Origin of the sequence: Pseudoalteromonas mucoides, from assembly GCF_049257175.1 — a bacterium.
GTDB lineage: Bacteria > Pseudomonadota > Gammaproteobacteria > Enterobacterales > Alteromonadaceae > Pseudoalteromonas.
On sequence record NZ_JBMMUC010000027.1, the window covers coordinates 1 to 21,942 of the forward strand.

At 41.1% G+C, this 21,942-nt stretch carries 19 protein-coding genes; 14 read left to right on the plus strand and 5 right to left on the minus strand.

All coding sequences use genetic code 11. The features are described from left to right. Positions 1 to 664: 664 nt before the first annotated feature. The 4 genes from AAEU30_RS20875 to hslR all read right to left on the minus strand — a co-directional run bounded on the left by AAEU30_RS20875 (position 665) and on the right by hslR (position 7,388). On the minus strand, positions 665 to 3,889 hold the full coding sequence (locus tag AAEU30_RS20875; RefSeq protein WP_421962206.1) for a TonB-dependent receptor: 3,225 nt from the start codon (positions 3,887 to 3,889) through the stop codon (positions 665 to 667). 417 nt (positions 3,890 to 4,306) lie between these two features. Beyond that, on the minus strand, positions 4,307 to 5,845 hold the full coding sequence (locus AAEU30_RS20880; RefSeq protein WP_421962207.1) for a phosphoenolpyruvate carboxykinase: 1,539 nt from the start codon (positions 5,843 to 5,845) through the stop codon (positions 4,307 to 4,309). 262 nt (positions 5,846 to 6,107) lie between these two features. Further along, positions 6,108 to 6,953, minus strand: a complete 846-nt coding sequence (gene hslO / locus AAEU30_RS20885) for an Hsp33 family molecular chaperone HslO (RefSeq protein WP_421962208.1) — start codon at positions 6,951 to 6,953, stop codon at positions 6,108 to 6,110. A gap of 12 nt (positions 6,954 to 6,965) precedes the next feature. Further along, on the minus strand, positions 6,966 to 7,388 hold the full coding sequence (gene hslR, locus AAEU30_RS20890; RefSeq protein WP_421962230.1) for a ribosome-associated heat shock protein Hsp15: 423 nt from the start codon (positions 7,386 to 7,388) through the stop codon (positions 6,966 to 6,968). Between the two features lie 204 nt (positions 7,389 to 7,592). On the opposite strand from hslR, the gene gspC reads away from it, so the two are divergent. The 13 genes from gspC (at position 7,593) to AAEU30_RS20955 (ending at position 19,637) form a co-directional block, all read left to right on the plus strand. After that, a complete protein-coding gene (gene gspC / locus AAEU30_RS20895) occupies positions 7,593 to 8,534 on the plus strand; it encodes a type II secretion system protein GspC (RefSeq protein ID WP_421962209.1) in 942 nt (313 codons plus the stop codon). Positions 8,535 to 8,557: 23 nt separating this feature from the next. Further along, entirely contained in the window at positions 8,558 to 10,618 is a 2,061-nt protein-coding gene (gspD, locus tag AAEU30_RS20900; protein ID WP_421962210.1) for a type II secretion system secretin GspD, read from the plus strand. Beyond that, a complete protein-coding gene (gspE, locus tag AAEU30_RS20905; protein WP_421962211.1) occupies positions 10,611 to 12,170 on the plus strand; it encodes a type II secretion system ATPase GspE in 1,560 nt (519 codons plus the stop codon). The genes gspD and gspE overlap by 8 nt, the downstream gene beginning before the upstream one ends. Next, positions 12,170 to 13,405, plus strand: coding sequence for a type II secretion system inner membrane protein GspF (gspF, locus tag AAEU30_RS20910; RefSeq protein ID WP_087534408.1), 1,236 nt, complete (start codon positions 12,170 to 12,172; stop codon positions 13,403 to 13,405). The genes gspE and gspF overlap by 1 nt, the downstream gene beginning before the upstream one ends. Before the next feature lie 72 nt (positions 13,406 to 13,477). Next, positions 13,478 to 13,900 carry a type II secretion system major pseudopilin GspG gene (gene gspG / locus AAEU30_RS20915; RefSeq protein ID WP_087534409.1) on the plus strand — a complete coding sequence of 141 codons (423 nt, stop codon included), beginning with the start codon at positions 13,478 to 13,480 and terminating at the stop codon, positions 13,898 to 13,900. Between the two features lie 46 nt (positions 13,901 to 13,946). Next, positions 13,947 to 14,549: a type II secretion system protein gene (locus AAEU30_RS20920; RefSeq protein ID WP_421962212.1), complete on the plus strand. Its 603-nt coding sequence runs from the start codon at positions 13,947 to 13,949 to the stop codon at positions 14,547 to 14,549. Further along, complete coding sequence (gene gspI, locus AAEU30_RS20925) at positions 14,549 to 14,923, plus strand: type II secretion system minor pseudopilin GspI (protein ID WP_421962213.1); 375 nt, start codon at positions 14,549 to 14,551, stop codon at positions 14,921 to 14,923. The genes AAEU30_RS20920 and gspI overlap by 1 nt, the downstream gene beginning before the upstream one ends. Further along, positions 14,923 to 15,582, plus strand: a complete 660-nt coding sequence (gene gspJ / locus AAEU30_RS20930) for a type II secretion system minor pseudopilin GspJ (protein WP_421962214.1) — start codon at positions 14,923 to 14,925, stop codon at positions 15,580 to 15,582. Before gspI ends, gspJ begins: the two co-directional genes overlap by 1 nt. Further along, a complete protein-coding gene (gene gspK, locus AAEU30_RS20935) occupies positions 15,579 to 16,565 on the plus strand; it encodes a type II secretion system minor pseudopilin GspK (protein ID WP_421962215.1) in 987 nt (328 codons plus the stop codon). Before gspJ ends, gspK begins: the two co-directional genes overlap by 4 nt. Continuing rightward, positions 16,562 to 17,767 carry a type II secretion system protein GspL gene (gspL, locus tag AAEU30_RS20940; RefSeq protein WP_421962216.1) on the plus strand — a complete coding sequence of 402 codons (1,206 nt, stop codon included), beginning with the start codon at positions 16,562 to 16,564 and terminating at the stop codon, positions 17,765 to 17,767. The genes gspK and gspL overlap by 4 nt, the downstream gene beginning before the upstream one ends. After that, positions 17,764 to 18,237: a type II secretion system protein M gene (locus AAEU30_RS20945; protein WP_421962217.1), complete on the plus strand. Its 474-nt coding sequence runs from the start codon at positions 17,764 to 17,766 to the stop codon at positions 18,235 to 18,237. Before gspL ends, AAEU30_RS20945 begins: the two co-directional genes overlap by 4 nt. Before the next feature lie 2 nt (positions 18,238 to 18,239). After that, positions 18,240 to 18,998 carry a type II secretion system protein N gene (locus AAEU30_RS20950; protein WP_421962218.1) on the plus strand — a complete coding sequence of 253 codons (759 nt, stop codon included), beginning with the start codon at positions 18,240 to 18,242 and terminating at the stop codon, positions 18,996 to 18,998. 18 nt (positions 18,999 to 19,016) lie between these two features. Beyond that, positions 19,017 to 19,637 carry a UPF0149 family protein gene (locus AAEU30_RS20955; protein ID WP_421962219.1) on the plus strand — a complete coding sequence of 207 codons (621 nt, stop codon included), beginning with the start codon at positions 19,017 to 19,019 and terminating at the stop codon, positions 19,635 to 19,637. Between the two features lie 204 nt (positions 19,638 to 19,841). On the opposite strand, the gene AAEU30_RS20960 is transcribed toward AAEU30_RS20955, so the two are convergent. After that, positions 19,842 to 20,201, minus strand: coding sequence for a hypothetical protein (locus AAEU30_RS20960; protein ID WP_421962220.1), 360 nt, complete (start codon positions 20,199 to 20,201; stop codon positions 19,842 to 19,844). Between the two features lie 287 nt (positions 20,202 to 20,488). On the opposite strand from AAEU30_RS20960, the gene ccoG reads away from it, so the two are divergent. After that, on the plus strand, positions 20,489 to 21,919 hold the full coding sequence (gene ccoG, locus AAEU30_RS20965) for a cytochrome c oxidase accessory protein CcoG (protein WP_421962221.1): 1,431 nt from the start codon (positions 20,489 to 20,491) through the stop codon (positions 21,917 to 21,919). The last annotated feature ends 23 nt before the right edge of the window (positions 21,920 to 21,942 follow it).

The window sequence follows — 21,942 nt, forward strand, 5'->3', positions numbered from 1 at the left end:
ACGGGTTTTTTGCTGTCTGGAATAAAGTATAGCGCTCAGCTTTAAGCCGTCAATGCGAAAGTAGGTCATCCTACTGCGTAGCGCACCATGGCTCCAAATACAAGAAAGCCCGACTCATTGAGTTGGGCTTTTTTACGTTTGCAGGAAAATGAAATAGCAAGCGAGTTAGCGAGAGTAAAGCTAGCGAGTTGCACAGCGTCAATTCATACACCGTAGCGTGGGTTGAGTATTTGATACCCACAGATAAAAGAACGCCCCGGCCGATGATAGTGTAGCATTTGTTATGTGGCTTTTTTACTGCTGTAGGCACGAGGTCATCCTACTGCGTAGCGCACCATGGCTCCAAATACAATATTGAGTCGGGCTTTTTTACGTTTACAGGAAAATGAAATAGCAAGCGAGTTAGCGAGAGTAAAGCTAGCGAGTTGCACAGCGTCAACCTGACCGCCGTAGCGTGGGTTGAGTATTTGATACCCACGGATAAAAGAACACCACAGCCGATGATAGTGTAGTATTTGTTATGTGGCTCTTTACCGCAGTGGGCACCATGTCATCCTACTGCGTAGCGCACCATGGCTCCAAATACAAGAAAGGCCGACTCATTGAGTCGGGCTTTTTTGCGTTTGCAGGAAAGTGAAATAGCTCGCGAGTCGCATGTTTTTGCTTAGAATATTGCACGAACGCTGAGAGCGTAGCGGCGATCTGTGATAAAGCTGAGTGCTTCAGTTCTGGCGCCATCTTGGTCTAATTGATACTGGGTTTTTGTTTCGGTATCAAGTAAGTTGCTCGCTTCAAAACCTATTTTCCAATGCTCATTGATTGTGTAATAGAGGCTGGCATCCATCATGCCTGAAGCTTCAGCATAAGCAGGTACATACTCTTCAGATTCACGTAGAGTCAACAGATATTCAGAGCGCCAAGTATAAGCTAGACGAAATGAAATGTTTTCGTACTCATACATACCAATAATATTTAAATTTTGATCCGAATAACCTTGTAGTGGTAAATCGCTAAAGACACGGAAGGTGTTGCGATTATCCGCAATAGGGTTACCGTTTTCATCAAAGCCAAGTGTACCAGCCGATACTTCGTTAGGATCCTCTAAACCGTCTTGGTCTATATAGGTGTAGTTAAACTGTAACCCTAGGCCACTTAATGCGCCTGGCAGCATGTCATAGAATTGGGAATAAGAAAATTCAGCACCACGGATGGTACCTGACCCCGTATTAGCAGGCCCATAAGCTGATACATCGTAGATCTCATCATTGTATGTCACGTCTAAATCGAATGCTTTGTTACGAATAATATTACTGAGTTTTTTATTAAATAATCCCACGGTGACATAGCCTGCTGGGGCAAAGTACCATTCAGTTGATAGGTCAAGGTTGATAGACTCTTCAGGCTTCAGGTTTGGATTACCTGATAAAGCTGTTAGCTCAATATCATCAAGCCCAACTACAGGGTTGTTCGCTTCATCATAGTCGGCGCCAGGGGTTTCTAGTCGGCGAGTATAGTCTAAATTTAAAATACTGATATTTCGGGCATCTACTAGGCTTGGGTAATACAATGCTTTTGATACACCAAAGCGTACTACGACATCTTCGCTTACGCCAAAGCTCAAATTTAAACTCGGTAGGATAGTGTTGTAGTCGGTACCGTCAGCAGTGCTTAATTGAGATTCACCATTGGCAATATCGTAGTAACGCTTATATTCAGGCTGTTGCATTACGTCATTTAATGATGTACCAAGTTCACCACGTTTAATTACTTGTGGCTGCACAAAAGCGCCTGTTGATTGCAATTGATAGTTTACATAACGTAAACCAATATTACCTGTAATTGGAATTGCTAAATCTATAAAATCAAAATCGCTGCGAATGTAAAATTCACTACGCTTTTCATTTGTTGAACTAATATTATGGGCTGCAAAAGGGCCTTCGACACGATTATCTTTATCTGCATAGGGGACGTAAGTGCCTGAGCACGTACCATTGTTTGCTGCGCTATTAGTAGCATTATGCCATCCATCCTTACAACCTTGGCGTAAAGAATCGGCGTAGTTTTTAACTAGATTCATGCTAGGGAAAAGAAAGTTGTTCACGCTACCTTGTAGTACTTGGCCATGGTAGTAATCAGAAAAATCCACGCGTTCAAATAGCTCTGGGCGATTAACTGCGGCAGCAGCGTTGCGATCAGCTTGTAACCAAGGGGTGCCAATTGCCGACCATCCCTCATAGGCTGTATCGCGCACGGTTAGGTCTTTATCTGAGATATAGAAGCCTGCTTTAATGTTTGTAAAATTACCATCAAGCTCATAATTCATATCAAATTTAAAGCTGTTTGCTGTTGCTGTATTATGCTCTTCTTGCTCCATGCCACTGCCTAGAAATAAGTTAGGCACTGGACCGTCCCAATCTTCATTTGGCGACCAACCCGCAGTCATTATGTTCTCACTGAGAAACTCAACTGTAGGTCTGTCACCGCGCATATCCAGAAAATACGGTGATACGGCATGCACATGATTCCCTCTAGTTTGGCCTGACATGCTGTAGTTGTTAACGACCTTTTCCGAGTCTACATGTTGGTAATCAAACTCTAAAGTAAGCCTATCGACTGGTTTTAAAACAAGATTAATTGAGGTGTCTTCTACGGTGCTCTCATTGTAGTTCCAACGACTGCGGTAGAAGAAAGGTGTTTCGGGGCTAACGCCAAGTGCAATACCTGATGTGACAAAGCCATCTTCTGTAGTTAATGGATGGCCATTTTCTGAGTCATCTTGCCAATTTTGAGATGATCCCATAAAGCCTCTAAAGCCCTGTGCGGCCTGTCCTATTTGACGCTCATTCCACTCTAAAGATGCTTTTGAGTTAATATGCTCAAGCGTCGCGACAATTTTGTCATCATCACTTGCCCATTGTAAGGAGCTAGTGAAGCCGGTTCTTTTACGGTCGTTAGTCGCAGTGCTCATGTGAATCGCTGCAGGAACATACCACACACTATTTTCAGGTTGGTTAGGAAGTGCTGCACCATCTACAGGAGAGCTTGGATCAACGCCAGTGATGCCTCCCCATTGATCAAGCGTAGGTATAAAGGAGTCACCTCGAGCATGAAAGTTACCTAAGCCAACCCCATCACCGCGGGTTTTATATTCGGATTGAGATGCTGCAATTAAAAAGCCAAACTTACCAGCACTGGTTTCCCAATTATCAGAAAAAAGCGCTGAGAATGAAGGAGTGGTTTCATCGCGAAAATCACTATAGTTTGCTTTGGCGTTAAAAGAGATTATGCGATCGGTAGAATCAAATGGTTTACGAGTAATTAAGTTCACAGTCCCAGCAATACCACCAGAAATAAGATCGGCTGTTTGGTTTTTCACTACTTCTACGGCGTTGAGTAATTCGGCTGGAAAGTCTTCATAGCTTAAGCCACCATTTGGATTCGCACTGAATGCATCACGGCCATTGACCTCAGATCGCACTCGATCTAATCCGCGTACTAAAACACCAGTACCTTCATCAGCATAATGTTTTGGATCACTCGATGATGCAAAGCGTTCAATGGTAACGCCTGGCACACGCTGTAAGGCCTCAGTAACAGATTTATCAGGCAATGCACCAATATCTGATGCGGTTATCACATCTTTTACCGTATCTGCATAACGTTTAAGGTTTTGCGCGCTATTGATACTACCTCTGATCCCTGTTACTTCGATGACTTCAATAGGATCATCTTCATTAATTGAAATGACATCGCTGTCATTTGCATGCGAATTTTGAGCTGAAAGTAATAATGGGCACAAACCTAATATTGCATATGAAACCGCTGAGCTAAGCCGGGTTTTAGTTCGTTTTATATTTTTATTACTGCTACAGGTGACTCGTGTTGACATGGTTTAATTTTTCCGTTTCTTTTTATAATGACCATTAACTTCATAAGTAATTTGATTACCCGAGAAGTTATCCTTTTTATCTGGCATTAAGACTTAGTATGCCAAATTAGATTACACTCAAATTAACATTTAACTCTCATTTTGAGTAATAAAGTAACATTTAATTTAATATGCACTGTTACTTTTTAACATAAAGAAAAAGAAAGTAAATGTTTTCGCATAAAATATTTTAACTATTAAAAGCTATTGCTTGGATAAGTAAATATATTTTCTAGTAGCATTAGGGCTTAGTGACAAAAGAGCAGTAATAAGGGAAGAAGTTAAATAATTCTGTTTTGATAGTGAATAAAAGTATGCTTTACCTGAGCAAAAACGCCAGCTCGGGGCTGGCGTTTAATATAACTTTAAAACATGTAATTATGCTTTAGGACCTGCGTTTTTAATTTCATCTGATACATCGTATTTTGCGAAGTTTTCAGTGAAGTCTGCTGCAAGTTTAGCTGCGTATTCAGCATATTTAGCTTTATCTTCCCATGTATTAATAGGGTTAAGTAGTTCGCTATCAACACCCGGTACAGCAACTGGTACGTCTAGGTTTAACACATCAATATGTTGTGTTTCTACGCCAGCAAGTTTACCTGATACAATTGCATCAACCACTGCACGTGTTGTTGGGATGTCAAAGCGCTTACCAGTACCGTAAGGGCCACCAGTCCAACCTGTGTTCACTAGGTATACTTTAGCGCCAAACTCACGTACACGCTTCATAAGAAGCTCTGCATAAACACCTGCTGGACGAGGGAAGAAAGGTGCGCCGAAACATGTAGAGAAAGTTGATTCAATATCACTCGTTGAGCCAATCTCAGTTGAGCCCACTTTAGCGGTGTAGCCACTTAAGAAGTGAAATGCAGCTGCTTCTTCGCTAAGGATTGATACTGGTGGTAAAACACCACTAACGTCACATGTTAAAAATACAACTGCTTTTGGTTCACCTGCGCGGTTTTCAACTTTACGCTTTTCAACGTGTTCAAGTGGATACGCTGCGCGACTATTTTGAGTTAGGCTAGTATCGTTAAAGTCAGGTACACGATTTTCATCAAGTACTACATTCTCTAAGATAGTGCCAAAGCGAATAGCATCCCAAATGACAGGTTCATTTTTTTGCGATAAGTCGATACATTTTGCATAACAGCCGCCTTCGATATTGAAAACACTGCCAGGTGCCCAGCCATGCTCATCATCACCGATTAAAAAGCGAGTTGGATCTGCAGATAAAGTTGTTTTACCTGTACCTGATAAACCAAAGAATAAAGCTGTGTCGCCAGCTTCGCCTACGTTAGCAGAGCAGTGCATTGGTAATACACCTTTTGCTGGAAGTAGGAAGTTTTGCACAGAGAACATTGATTTTTTCATTTCACCGGCATAACGCATACCTGCTAGCAATACTTTACGTTGTGCAAAGTTGATAATAACTGTGCCATCACTGTTTGTGCCATCACGCTCTGGGTCACATACAAATGAAGGAACATTCATTACCTGCCACTGGGGTAAATCAGATGCATTATAAGATTTAGGTTCGATAAACATGTTTTTGGCAAAAATATGGTGCCATGCAGTTTCTGTAGTTACAACTACAGGTAAATAGTGCTCAGGATCAGCGCCAACTTCAAGGTGAGAGATGAAGTGGTCATTGCTTTGCACATGTGCTTCTACACGTGCCCATAAAGCGTCAAATTTATCTGCATCGAAAGGGCGGTTTACATTACCCCATTGAATATCATTTTCAGTGCTTGGTTCTTGAACAATAAAACGATCTTTTGGAGAGCGACCAGTACGGTGACCAGTTTTTGCAACAAAAGCTCCATTGGCGGCTAAAGTCCCTTCGCCACGACGGATCGCGTGTTCGACAAGTTCAGCTGCAGTTAGATCGACAAAACGAGTAGCGCTTGAAGTCATGTTTATACCTAAATTGTGTGAGATTGAACGGGATAGCTCTGGGGTTCTTTTAACCTTTAAGCTGTTTTTATAGTAACAGATGGATTAGGGATATTCGAGCCTATGAAGGCCTTAAAAACGCATATATTTAGTAAAAAACATGAATAATTTCAATGATACCGGTGTCATAAAAATCATAAAATTCATGACACCGGTATCAATTTAATGCACAAAAAAACCGCACAGGGTGCGGCTTGAATATTGAACAATTCAATATGGTGCTTTAGTTAAAAATACTCTTTATATCTTGTTCGGTAAAAATGTAATCTTTTAAACAATAATGGCAGCTAATTTTCACTTCACCATTTGCAGCGGCATCATCAAGTAAAACTTGTTGGCCGACATTAACAAGTGCTGTAATTGTTTTCTCTCTGGTGCAGCCACATTTAAACTTAATTGGCTGGGGCTCATACACACGAGGATTATCTTCATGATATAAACGAGTAAGTACTGTTGTTGCATCAAGCGTTAATAGTTCTTCATCTTTAATGGTATTACTGAGTGCTTCTAAGTGTGTAAAGTCATCAATCGACTTTTCTTTATTAACGGGTAGTACTTGCAGTAATAATCCTGATGCTTTCTCACTGCCCGCTGTCGTGTCTGTTGCAAACCATAGACGAGTTTGTAGTTGCTCTGATTGCGCAAAGTAAGCTTCCAAACATTCAGCTAGGGTTTCGTGTTCTAAAGGGACGATACCTTGATAACGCTCACCTTGGTTGGGTGTAATAGTTAATACCATAACGCCATTGCCAATAAGGTCTTTAATAGTATTTCCTGTGACTTCACTTTGTAAGCGCGCAATTCCACGCATATTTTGCTGATCATCACCATTAATAACAGCATATTTAACAGGGCCATCGCCTTGTAGTTGCACGGCTATGTCACCTTCAAACTTCAGAGTTGCTGTTAACAGGCATGTAGCCACTAAAAGCTCCCCCAATAGTTTTTGCACAGCAACAGGGTATTCATGACCTGAGATCATCTCTTGATAGGTTTGCTCTATTTGAACTAGTTCGCCTCTGACGTCTAGCTGATCAAATGTATAACGGTGAAGTAAATCTTGTTGCATGAGTGACATTACCTAACTTGATTTCATTTTTAAAAGTTCGCGTCTTTGTTTTTTATCCGGCTTGCGATCTGGATGCGGGGCAAAGAAGCTATTATTTTTGCGGGCAATACTATTTGCTTCGCGTTTTTCTATACTGGCTTGTGATTCTTCATATAGGGTTTGTGCAATGGGGGCACCAGCGCGTTTTTCAACTATTTTAAGCACTGTAATGATTTTTTCATCGACCCCTTGGGCTAATTTTATTTGCGCACCAAGTTCGATTATTTTACTGGGCTTAGTCCGCTGACCATTATAATGTACTTTACCGCCTTGCACCATGTCTCGGGCAATGGCGCGGGTCTTATAAAAGCGAGCAGCCCATAGCCATTTATCTAAACGGACACTAATTGTTTCATCAGTTGACGTTGAATTACGGGTGTTACTTTTTGACACAATTGTACTCTTTATAAAGCAGTTGCTATAAGGCAAAATTTATCATGAAACTAACTGACAAAGAAACAGTCTTAGTATTTCTCACTCATAAATGATGTTAATTTATCTTGTTTACAAAGTTTAATATTAGCGTGCTTGTTGAATGAAAAATGAAAAGGTACTATAGGCTCGCGATATAGCAGTAAATTAAAATAAGAAACGGCATTTATGGATCAGCAATTACAACAGCTAAAACAATATATAAGTAAACTACCTCATGCTAAATTAAGTTGGGTGGTAACGCTATTAGCCGTTGTTTATATTGCCTTTTTAATGGCTAAACTGTTTTGGCTAGTATGGCCTGAGCCAGTAAATCAACCTCTTCCTACCAGTTATAATACAGCAACGAATAACCAATCTGAGCGCGTTAATTCACAATCCATAATCGATATACATTTATTCGGTAAAGCTGATGCAGTGGCTAAAAATAAACCAAGTCGACAAGAGAAAGTTATTAACAATGCCCCCGAAACACGCTTAAGCATTAATCTGACGGGTATTGTAGCGGTTAGTAATAATGATCAAACAGGTCTTGCTGTAATAGAGTCGCAAGGCCAACAAGCGACATATTTAGTAGATGATGTTGTTAAAGGAACTCGAGCAAAGCTGGCTCAAGTATTGCCTGACCGTGTGATTTTAGATCTAAGTGGCCGCTTTGAAACATTAATGTTAGATGGCTTAGACTTTACTAAAACAGTCTCAATGCCTGTATTAGCTGAACGTGAAGCCGATGTTGAGCAAGGCCCTCGAGAGCTTGAAATTGATCAACAAATAGATGCTACAGCAGACGAAGACGTTAAAGAAGCCATTATTGAAACTCGCGATGAACTATTGCAAGACCCAGGTAAGCTTTTTGATTATATTCGTATTTCGCAAGCTATGAAAGATGGTGAGCTGATCGGTTATCGATTAAGCCCAGGTAAAGACCCTGCCTTGTTTAAACAAATGGGGTTAAAGAACAATGATTTAGCTGTTTCTATCAACGGCTATCAACTATCAGATATGCAACAGGCCATGTCAGCTATTAATGAGCTGCGTAATAGTACCGATGCTAACATTACAATTGAACGTGATGGTGAGCAAATCGATGTGCAATTTAGCCTGCAATAACCTAGCTTTGGAGTTTTAATATAATGGTTAACGTGCTACACCTCAAAAAAATCAGAAAAGGGTTAGCTAAGTACGCAACACTTTTTTTTGCGGCTAGTTTATCTTTATCGGTGTCAGCCGTTGAATATGCTGCAAACTTTAAAGGCACAGATATTAATGAGTTTATTAATATCGTGGGTAAAAACCTAAATAAGACTGTGATCATTGACCCTAATGTGCGTGGCAAAGTAAATGTGCGTAGTTATGAGTTAATGGATGAAGCGCTGTATTATCAGTTTTTCTTAAATGTGTTAGAAGTGTATGGCTATTCAGCTGTAGAAATGGATAACGGCATCATAAAAATAGAAAAAAGCTCAGATGCCAAAAAATCAAACGTACCGTTAATTACTGAAGATAACCAAGCCAGCGGCGATATGATGGTGACTCGTGTAGTACGAGTAAAGAATGTAAGCGTACAAGAGCTAGGCCCATTAGTACGCCAATTTAGTGACCAAAAAGATGGCGGTCATGTTGCCAACTTTAATGCTGCCAACGTTATGATGCTAACAGGCCATGCTGCATCGGTTAACCGTTTAGTTGAAATTATTCGCTCTGTTGACCAAGCCGGTGACAAGCGTGTTGATATTGTAAAGTTGAACTTTGCGACAGCTGATGATGTGGTCTCTGTTGTTGAGAATATTTATAAAGATAGTGGCAAAGGTAGTGTCCCTGAGTTTTTAATCCCCAAAGTAGTTGCTGATGGTCGTACTAATAGCGTCATTGTAAGTGGTGAAGGGCAAGCTAGAAACCGCGCTATAGAATTAATTAAGCGTCTTGATGGCGAATTACAAAACCAAGGTAATACTAAGGTTATTTACTTAAATTACGCCAACTCTGAGGATTTAGTAAAAGTACTCCAAGGTGTGAGTAAAACCCTTGCTGAGGAAGGCCAGGGGGCTACTAAAACCCGCAGCCGCACTCAAAACGAAACCAGCATTGAAGCACACCCAGATTCAAACTCATTGGTTATTACAGCTCAGCCAGATACTATGCGTTCACTTGAATCTGTTATTGAGCGATTAGATATTCGTCGTGCTCAAGTACTTGTTGAAGCTATTATTGTTGAAGTCATGGAAGCCGATGGTGTTAACTTTGGTTTGCAATGGATTTCCGAGCAAGGTGGTATGGTGCAGTTTAATAATGGCACGACGGTTCCTGTAGGTTCTTTAGCGGTTGCCGCAGAGCAAGCTGCGGATACTACAATTGAAGGCACAATAGTAGGATCTGAGACTGGAACTGTTAGTAACACATCAGAAACAGTCGAAGGTGATCTTGGCCCGCTAGCTGCTTTACTTGGTGGCATTAATGGCCTTGCCATGGGTATTATCAAAAATGACTGGGGCGCGATAATTCAAGCTGTATCAACAGATACTAACTCAAATATTCTTGCTACGCCTTCTGTCACAACCATGGATAATGAAGAAGCATCTATGATTGTAGGTCAAGAGGTCCCTATAATTACTGGCTCGCAAACCGGTTCTAATAATTCAAACCCATTCCAAACAGTTGAACGTCAAGAAGTGGGTGTGAAGCTTAAAGTTACACCACAAATTAATGATGGCACAGCAGTACAGTTAACAATCGAGCAAGAAGTATCGGGCGTGAGTGGTACTACGTCAGTTGATATCTCTATCAATAAACGTGCGATTAAAACCACTGTTATGGCCGATGATGGCGGAATGGTGGTACTTGGTGGCTTGATTGATGAAGACGTACAAGAAAGTGTTTCGAAGGTACCTTTATTAGGTGACATTCCAATTCTTGGGCACTTGTTCCGCTCAACCAGCACTAGTAAACGTAAGCGTAATTTGATTGTATTTATTCGCCCTACGATTATTCGTGATGGCGTTAAGATGAACCAGCTAAGCCATTCTAAATATAACTTTATTCGTGGTGAGCAGTATAAGCAAAAAGAAGACGGCATTGATTTAATGCCACTGACTGAAGTTCCAATTTTACCTGAGTGGGATGATGAGTTAGTGCTACCACCAACGTATGAAGATTACTTAAAGCAGCAGAATGCGGATGAGCGCAATAATGACTGAAGCTATTACATCAATAAATGAAGAGCTTGAAACAGCACCACACAATAGTGAGCTGTTAACCAGTGATGACTTAGTTGAATTACCTCCTAAACGTTTGCCATTCTCTTACGCCAGACGCGCTGGCGTATTATTAAGTAAAAATGATGATGATTGGGTGGTGTATTATCGTGGTGAGCTTGATATTGATGTTTTACTCGAAGTTCGCCGAATTGCAGGGCATGGTTTTACTCTTGAACAGCTGGAAGACGACAAGTTCGAGCTGTTATTAGAAGCTTCATATCAGCGCGATAGCTCTGAAACTCAGCAAATGATGGAAGATATCGGCAACGAGGTTGACTTATTTTCGCTGGCTGAAGAAATGCCGCAAACGGAAGACTTACTCGCTGGCGATGATGACGCGCCAATCATTAAATTGATTAACGCGATGCTTAGTGAAGCTATCAAAGAAGGTGCTTCGGATATTCACATCGAAACCTTTGAGCAAGAACTCGTTATTCGCTTTAGGGTTGATGGCGTACTTAAAGAAGTGCTTAAACCTAACCGTAAACTGGCTTCGTTGTTAGTTTCACGTATTAAAGTAATGGCCAAGCTTGATATTGCTGAAAAGCGTATCCCACAAGATGGTCGTATAAGTTTACGTATTGCAGGACGTGCGGTTGATGTCCGGGTATCAACCATGCCATCAAGTTTTGGTGAGCGAGTGGTATTACGTCTACTGGATAAAAATAATGCGCGTTTAAATCTTGAAGATTTAGGTATGACGCTACGAAATCGTGAGTTGTTTTCTGACTTGATCAGCAAACCTCACGGTATCATATTGGTGACCGGCCCAACTGGTTCTGGTAAAAGTACCACGCTTTATGCAGGTATGAGTCAAATAAACTCTCGTGATCGCAATATTCTAACCGTAGAAGATCCAATCGAGTATGAAATTCCGGGGATTGGTCAAACACAAGTTAACGCAAAAGTGAATATGACCTTTGCTCGTGGCCTGCGCGCTATCCTACGTCAAGATCCAGATGTGGTAATGGTTGGTGAAATACGTGATTTAGAAACGGCGCAAATAGGCGTGCAAGCGTCACTAACAGGTCACTTAGTAATGTCTACGCTGCATACAAACACCGCAGCCGGTGCTATATCTCGTATGGAAGATATGGGCGTAGAGCCATTCTTATTATCATCGTCGTTACTGGGTGTACTTTCGCAGCGCTTAGTTCGTACTTTATGTGATAGCTGTAAAGAGGCGCATGTTGCAGATGAACGTGAGTGTGAACTACTTGGCGTAGCAAACGATAATCCACCAACAATTTATCGTGCGGTGGGCTGTGAAGAGTGTAACTTTAATGGTTACCGTGGTCGTACAGGTATTCACGAGCTATTAGTTGTTGATGAAACCGTACGAGAGCTTGTTCACAGTGGTAAAGGCGAGCAGAGTGTTGAAAAATACATTCGTAAACATACCCCAAGTATTCGTCAAGATGGCTGTAGTCGCGTATTAGCAGGTAAGACTACTCTGGAAGAAGTATTACGTGTTACCCGTGAGGAAGGCTAATGGCTGCGTTTGAGTATCGCGCGCTTGATGGTCGCGGAAAAGAAAAAAAAGGTATTTTAGAAGCTGATACAGCAAAACAAATACGTCAATCTTTACGTGAGCAAGGACTTACTCCGCTAGAGGTTGTTCCGGCAGCTGAAGGCGATAAGCAAGTCAAAGGGGCTAAAAAATCAGCTTTTGGCGGCTTATTCAAATCTAAAATTTCTACTTCGGATTTGGCACTAATTACCCGCCAGCTTGCGACCCTGATTCAATCTGCATTGCCAGTCGAAGGTGCTGTTATGGCTGTTGCTGAGCAATGTGAGAAACCGCGCTTAAAACGCATGCTTATGTCTGTGCGTTCAAAAGTTGTTGAGGGTTACACCTTAGCTGACGGTATGTCTGAGTTTCCTCATGTATTTGATAACTTATATCGCGCCATGGTGGCGGCTGGAGAAAAGTCGGGTCACTTAGATGCAGTACTGAACCGTTTAGCTGATTACACAGAGCAACGTCAACACATGCGTAGTCAAATTACGCAAGCCATGGTGTACCCTGTAATCCTAGTGATTTTTGCCATTGGTATCGTTTCTGTTTTATTAGGTACTGTGGTACCTAAAATTCTTAAAACATTTGAAAAATCAAAACAGGTATTACCTTGGACTACCGAGTGGGTAATGGCTGCCAGTAACTTTGTGCAGAACTATTGGTTGATCTCATTAGTGGTGATCACCATACTCGCAATCTCTATAAAACACGCATTAAAGCAGCCTAAAATTCGCTTTTGGTACGACTCTAAAATTTTAATAATGCCTGGCATAGGTAAAGTGGCGCGCAGCATAAACACGGCGCGTTTTGCTCGTACTTTGAGTATTTTATCTTCAAGCTCGGTACCTTTACTTGAGGGCATGCGCATCTCAGGTGGGGTGTTGGTGAACGAAAAAATAAAAAAATCAGTGGGTGATGCTGCAACACGAGTGAGTGAAGGAGCAAGCTTACGTGCTTCCTTACAAGAAACGAAATTGTTTCCGCCTATGATGCTGCATATGATTGCCAGTGGCGAGAAATCTGGTGAACTTGAGCAAATGCTAGAGCGTGCTGCAAACAATCAGGATCGTGAATTCGAGACCATGGTAAATGTCTCGCTAAAACTATTAGAGCCTGCGATGATAGCGTCTATGGCGGTGATAGTCCTGTTTATCGTAATGGCAATTTTACAACCTATTATGGCAATGAATAAAGCAATCGGGCTTTAACAGTTTCAAGAATTTGTAGCAGCAATATGTGTTGTTACAGTGATTAATTAATAAGAAAACAGAGGTACATACGTGAATAAACAATCAGGTTTCTCATTACTCGAAGTTATGGTGGTACTGGTTATTATTGGCATGATCATGTCAATCGTGGCACCAAATATTATGGGGCAACAAGAAGAGGCAGCTATCGATAAAGCGCATTTAGATATTCAACAGCTTGAAGATGCGATGAGCCTTTATAAACTAAAAAATAAAGCTTACTTAAGCACAGAGCAAGGTCTTGAAGGTTTAGTTAATCAAACTAGCATTGAGCCTGTTCCACGTCGCTTCCCCGAAGGTGGATTTATTTCTAAATTACCAGAAGATCCATGGGGTAATCCGTATCAGTTAATTAGCCCTGGAGAAATTGGTAAAATTGATATTTTTTCAATGGGCCCAGATGGCGAAGCTGGTACTGATGATGACATCGGTAACTGGGATGAAGAAAAGCAATAATGAAGTATCCAAGCAAGGCGCAAACTAAAAAACAGCGCGGTTTATTATGATAATAAATCGGGCACCTTTGCGCCATGCTAAGCCACGCTCTGTTATAAAAGGGTTTAGCTTAATAGAGATTTTAGTGGTATTGGTGGTCATCGCTTTTGCCACCAAAATGGTGGTATACAGTCTTGATGGCGGGGCTGAAGACGCCTTAGAAAAACAAGCATTGAGACTGCATACCACCATTAACATGGCATCTGAATTTGCCATACTGAACCAGGTTGAATTAGGTTTTCATGTCGACGAAGATATCTTTGAATTTTTAGTGTTTGACGGTGAAAAATGGATTACCTTCGACCGCGAGAAATTGTTTGCACCGCAGACCATCACTGAAGATTTTAAACTAACCCTGAACTTAGAAGATTTAGCTTGGGCGCAAGAAAACCTATTAGAACAATCTAATTGGCGCGAGCTTATGAGTTCAGGCGATGATGAAAGCCTACTAGAACTAAAAAAGCTTAAAATACCACAAGTACTTATTTTATCGTCAGGAGAAATCAGCGCGTTTCAGTTGACGCTTGAGCTAGAAGAGCAAAGAGAGCCTGTTTATTTCATTGAAGGTGAGTTTTTAGCTCCCGTAAACCTGCGTAGAGAGCCTGAGTAATGCAAAGCGTTAAAGGGTTTACCTTACTTGAAGTCATGGTTGCACTGAGTATCTGTGCGCTCGCAGGAATTGCCGCTATGCAAGCAACAGGCGAGCATATTAATCATTTATCAAGTCTTGAAGAACAGACTTATGCCTCTTGGGTTGCTGAAAACATCATGGTTGAACAGCGCGCAAAGGGGAAAGAGTGGCAAGGAAAAAATGGCCAAAAAGGCACTGAAAATATGGCTGGTATTGACTGGTATTGGCGTCAAGATGTTATTGCCACAGCCGATAAAAGTTTTGTGAAAGTGACCATTAATGTATTTACCGATGAAAAGTTAGAGCACTCAGTGTATGAGTTATCGAGTTATCTAAATAAAGGCGGTAAATAGTGAAGCAGCGTGGTTTTACATTGTTGGAAGTGATGGTTGCGCTAGGCATTTTAGCGTTTGTGGTATTAGCCACCCACCAAATTTTAGACTCCACAACTAAAGCCAAAGAAGCGTCTGACGAAAAGATTGCTGAACTTAATGGTTTGCAGACTACCTTTAGATTAATGGATCAAGACTTTAGTCAGATGACCAAACGTGAAGTACGCAATCAGTCTGGCGATATTCAAGAAGGCTATATTTTAGCTGGGCGTTACACCCTTGATAGTCAATATGATGGTATTGGCTTTGTTCGTGATGGCTGGATAAACCCAATTAACTTACTTCCTCGTTCCGAGTTACAAGCTGTGGGTTATCGAGTTATCGACGATAAACTTGAACGTGTGTATCGTGTTTATGTTGATCAGCTCGATAATACAGAGCCGCGTGCGCAAGTTATTTTAGACGGTATTGAAGACCTTAAGTTTGAATTTTTAGATGACAAAAATGAATGGCAAGAGCAGTGGCAAATAAAAGCATTGCCTAAAGCAGTTGCGGTGACAATTCAGCAAATCGAAGAAGAGCCTATTAAGCGGATATTTTTAGTTCCAGGTGATGGGAAGGTTACTACTCCCACTACGCAAGCATCAGGCAACGGTCAAAACCTAGGTGATGACTCATGAACATAAAGTCCTCGCGCGGAGCTGCCTTAGTCATTGTTTTATTCATTGTTGCGCTGGCATCTATTTTAGCAGTAGAAATGAGCGCAAACTTGATGGTGCAAGTACAGCGCAGTACTAATATTCAAGGCCATCAACAAGCTAAGTGGTACGCCTACGCCGCTGAAGAGCTAGCCATAAAAGCGTTACTGCAAAGTAAGAAAGATGACCCTGATAAAACCACGCTGCAACAAATTTGGGCGCAACAGGGTGATATTCCATACCCTGTAGATAATGGTACTTTGCAAGGCAATATTACTGATTTACAGGCGTGTTTAAACTTAAATGCACTAAGAGCGAAAGCGCCCACAGATGGTAAAACAAAAACCAACCCTGCGCATAAAGCCTTATTAGCATTACTTGAAAATATTGAAGATCTCCCTTCGGATGAATCCGAAGAAACCATGGCAGATAGTGTTTATGATTGGCTGGATCAAGACAATATTACTTATCGTTCTGGGGCTGAAGAAGATGAATATTCATCCCGTGATTTTCCGTATTTAACTGCCAATAATTATTTTGCATCAACCTCAGAGCTGCGTTTAATTAGAGGGTTTAATCCACTTGTCATGGAAAAAATATTACCCTTTGTATGTGTTATACCCGGCAGTGAATTACTTGCGATTAATGTAAACACATTAGACCCTGAGCATGCGTTATTATTAAGTGCGCTGATTGATGGCTTAGAAGAGTCTGGCGCGCAAAGTGTGCTATCAGCTCGCCCTGAAGAAGGCTTTGGTGATATTGAAGAATTTTTTGAACAGATAAATCAACAAGGCGCACAAAATGTGAAGTCCGTTGAAGATCTGTTCACTATTAATAGCGAATATTTTAAACTACAGGCGCAGGCTGAATTTGTAGAACTGCGTTTTTCGATGACCACTTTACTGCAAGCCAAAAATGGCGAAGTAACTATACTGGCGCGAAAATTTGGAGGCGTACAGTGACAGAAACACTCTTGATCCGCACGGGTCAAACCCAACAAGATTGTATTCATTGGTTGGTTTACTCGCCATTAGAACAAGAAATAATTGCCAGTGGCGAACTGCCTAATGCTGAGCAATTAACAGAGTTAACCGACAAAGCACAAAGCCGTGAAGTCGTGGTTTTGTTGCCAAGTGATCAGGTGCAATTAAAAACAGTTGAGCTTCCTACTAAATGGAATCGAAAACTAGAGCAAGCACTGCCTTACATGCTTGAAGAAGATATTGCATGTGATATTGATGATTTATTTATCGCTATTGCAGAACCAACAATGGTTGGCGAAAAACACGCAATTAATGTCGCAATGACAGATCGCGAATGGTTTGAAAGTTGGCTTGAGGTGTTTGCTGAGCATGATATCGAAGTGTTCACTTTGTTACCTGATGCATTATTGCTGCCAACAGCTGAGCAAGGCATCAGTGTAATTGAATTAAAAGGGCAATGGCTCTGTAAGTTTGGGCAATGGCACATTAGTGCGGTTGAGCAATCATGGTTGGCAGAGTATTTATCAGCACTGGGTAATCCAGATATTGCACATTACAGCCCTGCAAGTAATTTCCCAGATACGGTGAATCTTAATGCGCAAACGTCTGCTTACGACTTACCGCTTGCATTATTTGCTAAGCAATTACCCGATACTAAGTTTAACCTACGTCAAGGCGAGTATCAGTTAAAGAAAAAAACCGCACTGTGGTGGGGTTACTGGAAAGGGGCCGCTATTGCTGCCAGCATTGCGTTAGTGAGTTCTGTATTAATTAAAGGATTTGAGTTGCATCAGCTTACTAGTGACCTTGAAGTGGCAAAATCACAAGTGGTAGAGCGCTATAAAAAAGCATTTCCGGGCAAAACAGTACGACCTCATCTAATTAAAAGCCAAATCAACGGCGAGCTAGCTAAATTAGATGGCGGCAGTAGTGCAGGCTTTTTAGACTTAACGAGTGAGTTGGTTACTGTGTTTAGCCAGGTGCAAGACTTCACTCCTGAAACACTACGCTATGACCAACGCCGTAATGAATTAAGAATTCGTGCTCGCGGTAAAGATTTTCAAACCTTTGGTAAAGTGAAGTCTATTCTTGAACAGCGTGGTTTAACGGTTGACCAAGGTTCGTTAAACAACGATGGTGATTTTGTGGTTGGTGAATTAAAGCTAGGAGGTGCAGCATGAAGCAGCAACTAGTTAAATATTGGCGCTCACTGAAAGAGCAAGAGCAGCAATTAGTAATGATTGCTGGTGGTATCTTTGTTATTTTTGTTTTGGTTATGGGCATCTTTAGACCACTTAATAATGCCATTGCCAAAGCGCAGCAAGACCAAGTAAAGCAACAGGAGCTTTTGACTTGGGTTGATAACAGCATTGTTCGATTAAAAGCAGCGGGCAGCCGCTCTGTTGTAAGCAATAAAAACTTAAGCCAAATAGTGAATGCTACACGTGGTCGCTTTGGTATCACAATTAGCAAAATGCAGCCTAACGATAACTCATTACGTTTAACAATAGACTCAGTGCAGTTTAATAAGTTAGTACAGTGGCTTGATGAAATTGTTTACAAAGAAGGTGTACAGATTGAGAATTTAGACCTTAGCCGTGATGATAAGCAAGGTTATGTACGCGTAAGCCGACTGGTATTAGAGAAGTAATAATGAAAAAAACAGCGTTCCTTATAATTCTATTTATTATTAGCTTTATTGTATTTGCAGTAATAAAAACACCTGCTGCAGTTGCTATCAACTTAGCAAGTGGTTATTTACCGAAAGATTTAAAGCTAGGTCAAGCCTCTGGTAGTGTATGGCAAGGTCGTATAATGCAGCTTCGTTATCAAGGTGAGCAAATTAATAACCTCAGTTGGGATATTTCTGGGTGGGCCCTTTTTACTGGGCAACTAACTGGAAACCTCAAATTTGGTAATGTTCGTGATACGGCAGATATTTCTGGTCGTGGTGATTTTAACTATGGCTTATTCGATCAATCGGTTTCACTTACCGACGCAACACTTAGGTTGAGTGTTGAACGAGCAATGGATCGCTTGCAGCTACCTTTACCAGTCAAAGCGAAAGGTCGAGTAATTGTTGACCTAGATGAGTATAAATCGGGCGTTCCTTATTGTGATGCGCTAAACGGTGAAATCGCCAGCCCTAATATTGACGTTCAAGGTCTATCCGGTTGGTTTAGTATTGGCCCACTAAGCGGTCGATTGAGCTGTAAATCAGGTGATGTTGCAGTATTAGTTGATCCTGATAATCGTCTGGGGTTAGAGGCCGATGCCGTATTAAAAGCGAATTTAGACTTTAAAGTTGCAGGATTCATTAAACCGGATGCAACATTGCCAAAAGAAGTGCATGATGCAGCTAAGTTTTTAGGCCGCGCCGATAGAGATGGACGCTATCCGCTAAATTTTTAATGTCATATTGAGTTTTTCATGCAAATACCCGCATTTACACCAGAGCACGCACAACAATTAAGTACATTCTTGGCCAGCCATGGCCAAGCAATGACCCTGCCACAAAGCCAAGGTTACTTGTTTGCTGTGATCTGTTCACCCGAGCCATTAGATGTTCATCAATGGCTTGAAGTGATAATCCCAGACACACAAGGTCAACTTGATGAACAAGTGCTGTTTGCATTTATGGGGCTATATCATCAAATCAGTGAACAAGTTTATGAAACCGGATTCAAGCTGCCAGTATCGCTAAAGCATCACGATGATAATGACAGTTACCTTGATTTAGATGATTGCCAAATGTGGTGTCAGGGCTTCATTCAAGGTGCACAAGCTTATTATAATAAACTGAGCCAAGTAACTGACTTAGATACTGCGTTATTAGAGGCTTTGCAAACAGCGTATGCTAGCTTAGGTTTTTTTGCGCTAGAAGCTGATGTAATTGCCGCGATTGCTAAGCAGAATAACCTGTCTGAAGTACAGTTAGCGCAAAGCCAGTATGAATTGATGGGCGATTTTGCATTAGGTTTTGCAGAGTTAATAGAAATAATCGCTGTGCAAAGTGGTTTATATAGTGAAGAAGATGAAAATTGGAGCTAGGTTAACCTAGCTCTAATACTATTTCAGTGCAGCCTTTAGCGCACCTAGCAACCCCTTGACCAGGCTTAGGGGTTTTTAAATCTAATGTCAAAACCCCCTGACACTGCTCGCATTTTACCGTTTGCCCTTTTGCCAACTTTTTTAATAGATTCTTATGCTGATTAAATGACTCACTGCTTTTTTTGGTAAGTGCTGAAAAGTCCACTATTTACCTCTGCGTTCTGCGAGTGATTCAGCTGAAATTTTACATACCGTATTTAAACGGTCTTCATAAAAATAAAGGTTAAGATCTTTACTGCGACAGTATCGCGTATGAAACAGTTGTAATTGCTCATCTGTTTGCATGGTTTCTTCTAAGTATTCAAGCTCAGACTCAGATAATGACAGTGCTGATTTAATTCTATTTTTAGCCATGCTTGCAGCTGGGCCGCGATTAATATTGCTTGCATTACTTAATATACCGACACCTTCGCCGAGTAGTTTTTCTCTAGGTTCTTTTATCATTGGGTGGTCAATGGTAAATAGCGCGAGTACGACAATGACAAGAAAAAGAAATTTTTTCATAGTTTAGTTAACTTTGATCTGAACGGGTAAGAGTTGAGCAACAGTGTAATAAAATGCACCTTTATAAAGCAAGTGACTAAGCTGAATAAATTATTAGCAATGAAACTCAGCTTTTTTGAACAGACTTGGTATAATGCTAAAGAACAATTAGATTTTTCAGAAATCTCTGAACGTTACTTGCGTACGTTTAGTTTTGCACTACCTTAACAGTTAAGTTGAATATCTTGGCTGTTATGGCTTGCAATGATTGTTTGACTATTATTCTCCAAAGGCGTTGAGGGACTTCGATGGAAAAGCAAATTAAGGTAAAAAATATTCCGACAGAGGTGAAGATCGAAAAGCCCGATCTTAATGCTCCTGAGGATAGATTTAATCCGCGAAATCGTATTTATGTACGTGCAGTTAAAGGCTTACACCAATTGCTAAGGCAACGTATTGGGTTTATCGGTATGCTCGCATTTATGTTGCTACCGTGGATAAACTTTAACGGCCAACAAGCTGTATTATTTGATTTAATAGGGCAAAAGTATAATATTTTTGGCCTTACTTTGTGGCCCCAAGACTTCACTATTTTAGCATTTATTCTAATGCTGGCAGCATTTGCCTTATTTTTGGTGACTACGTTTTACGGGCGCGTATGGTGTGGTTATACATGCCCGCAAACTGTCTGGACCTTTATATTCATTTGGTTTGAAGAAAAGTTTGAAGGCACAGCTAACCAGCGCAAAAAGCTAGATCAAAGGCCGATGGATTTTGATAAGTTTTGGCGAAAAGCTGCTAAACACACAAGTTGGATTGCATTTTCCCTTTATACCGCTATTTCATTTGTAGGCTATTTTACGCCTATTCGTGAGCTTCTGCCTGACTTCATCACTTTCAATGTGGGTGGTTATGCACTGGTTAGCATACTGTTTTTTGCGGCCTGCACTTATGGGAATGCTGGCTGGATGCGGGAAATCATGTGTTTACATATTTGTCCATACTCTCGTTTTCAATCAGCAATGTTTGACAAAGACACCTTTACCGTAAGCTATGATGAGCAACGCGGCGAAAATCGCGGCCCTCGTTCTCGTAAACAAGACCCCAAAGAGCTTAACTTAGGCGATTGCATTGACTGTAACTTGTGCGTACAAGTGTGCCCTACAGGCATAGACATTCGTAATGGCCTACAGGCTGAGTGTATTAACTGCGGTGCATGTATTGATGCGTGTGATGGCGTTATGGATAAAATGAACTATCCACGAGGACTCATTTCTTATACCACAGAACGTAATCTAGAAACGCCAGAGAATAAGACCAATCCATTGCGCCCCAAAATTATTGGATACTTAGTTATTCTCGTTGTGCTAAGTGGTGCATTAGTGGGCAATATCGTGATGCGAAAGCCGATGGACTTAGATATTATTCGCGATAGAAACCAACTTTATCGGGTCGACTTTAACGGCTTAGTTGAGAATACTTACACGCTTAAGGTGATCAACAAAGCGCAATATGAGCAAAGCTTTAATATCAAGGTCGAGGGATTAGAAAACTTTAAATACATTGGAAAGCAAACATTTACGGTGCAAGCGGGTGAGTCACATAATGTGCCGTTGTCATTAGTGGTGGATCCGTATGATTTGAAAAAACCAATGACTGAGTTTAACTTTGTTTTATCGCCAGTAAATGACCCAAGCTCGCAAATTTCGCAGCCGAGTAACTTCTTTAAAGCGCGATAGTTAAGTAGACTATAACAAACTAA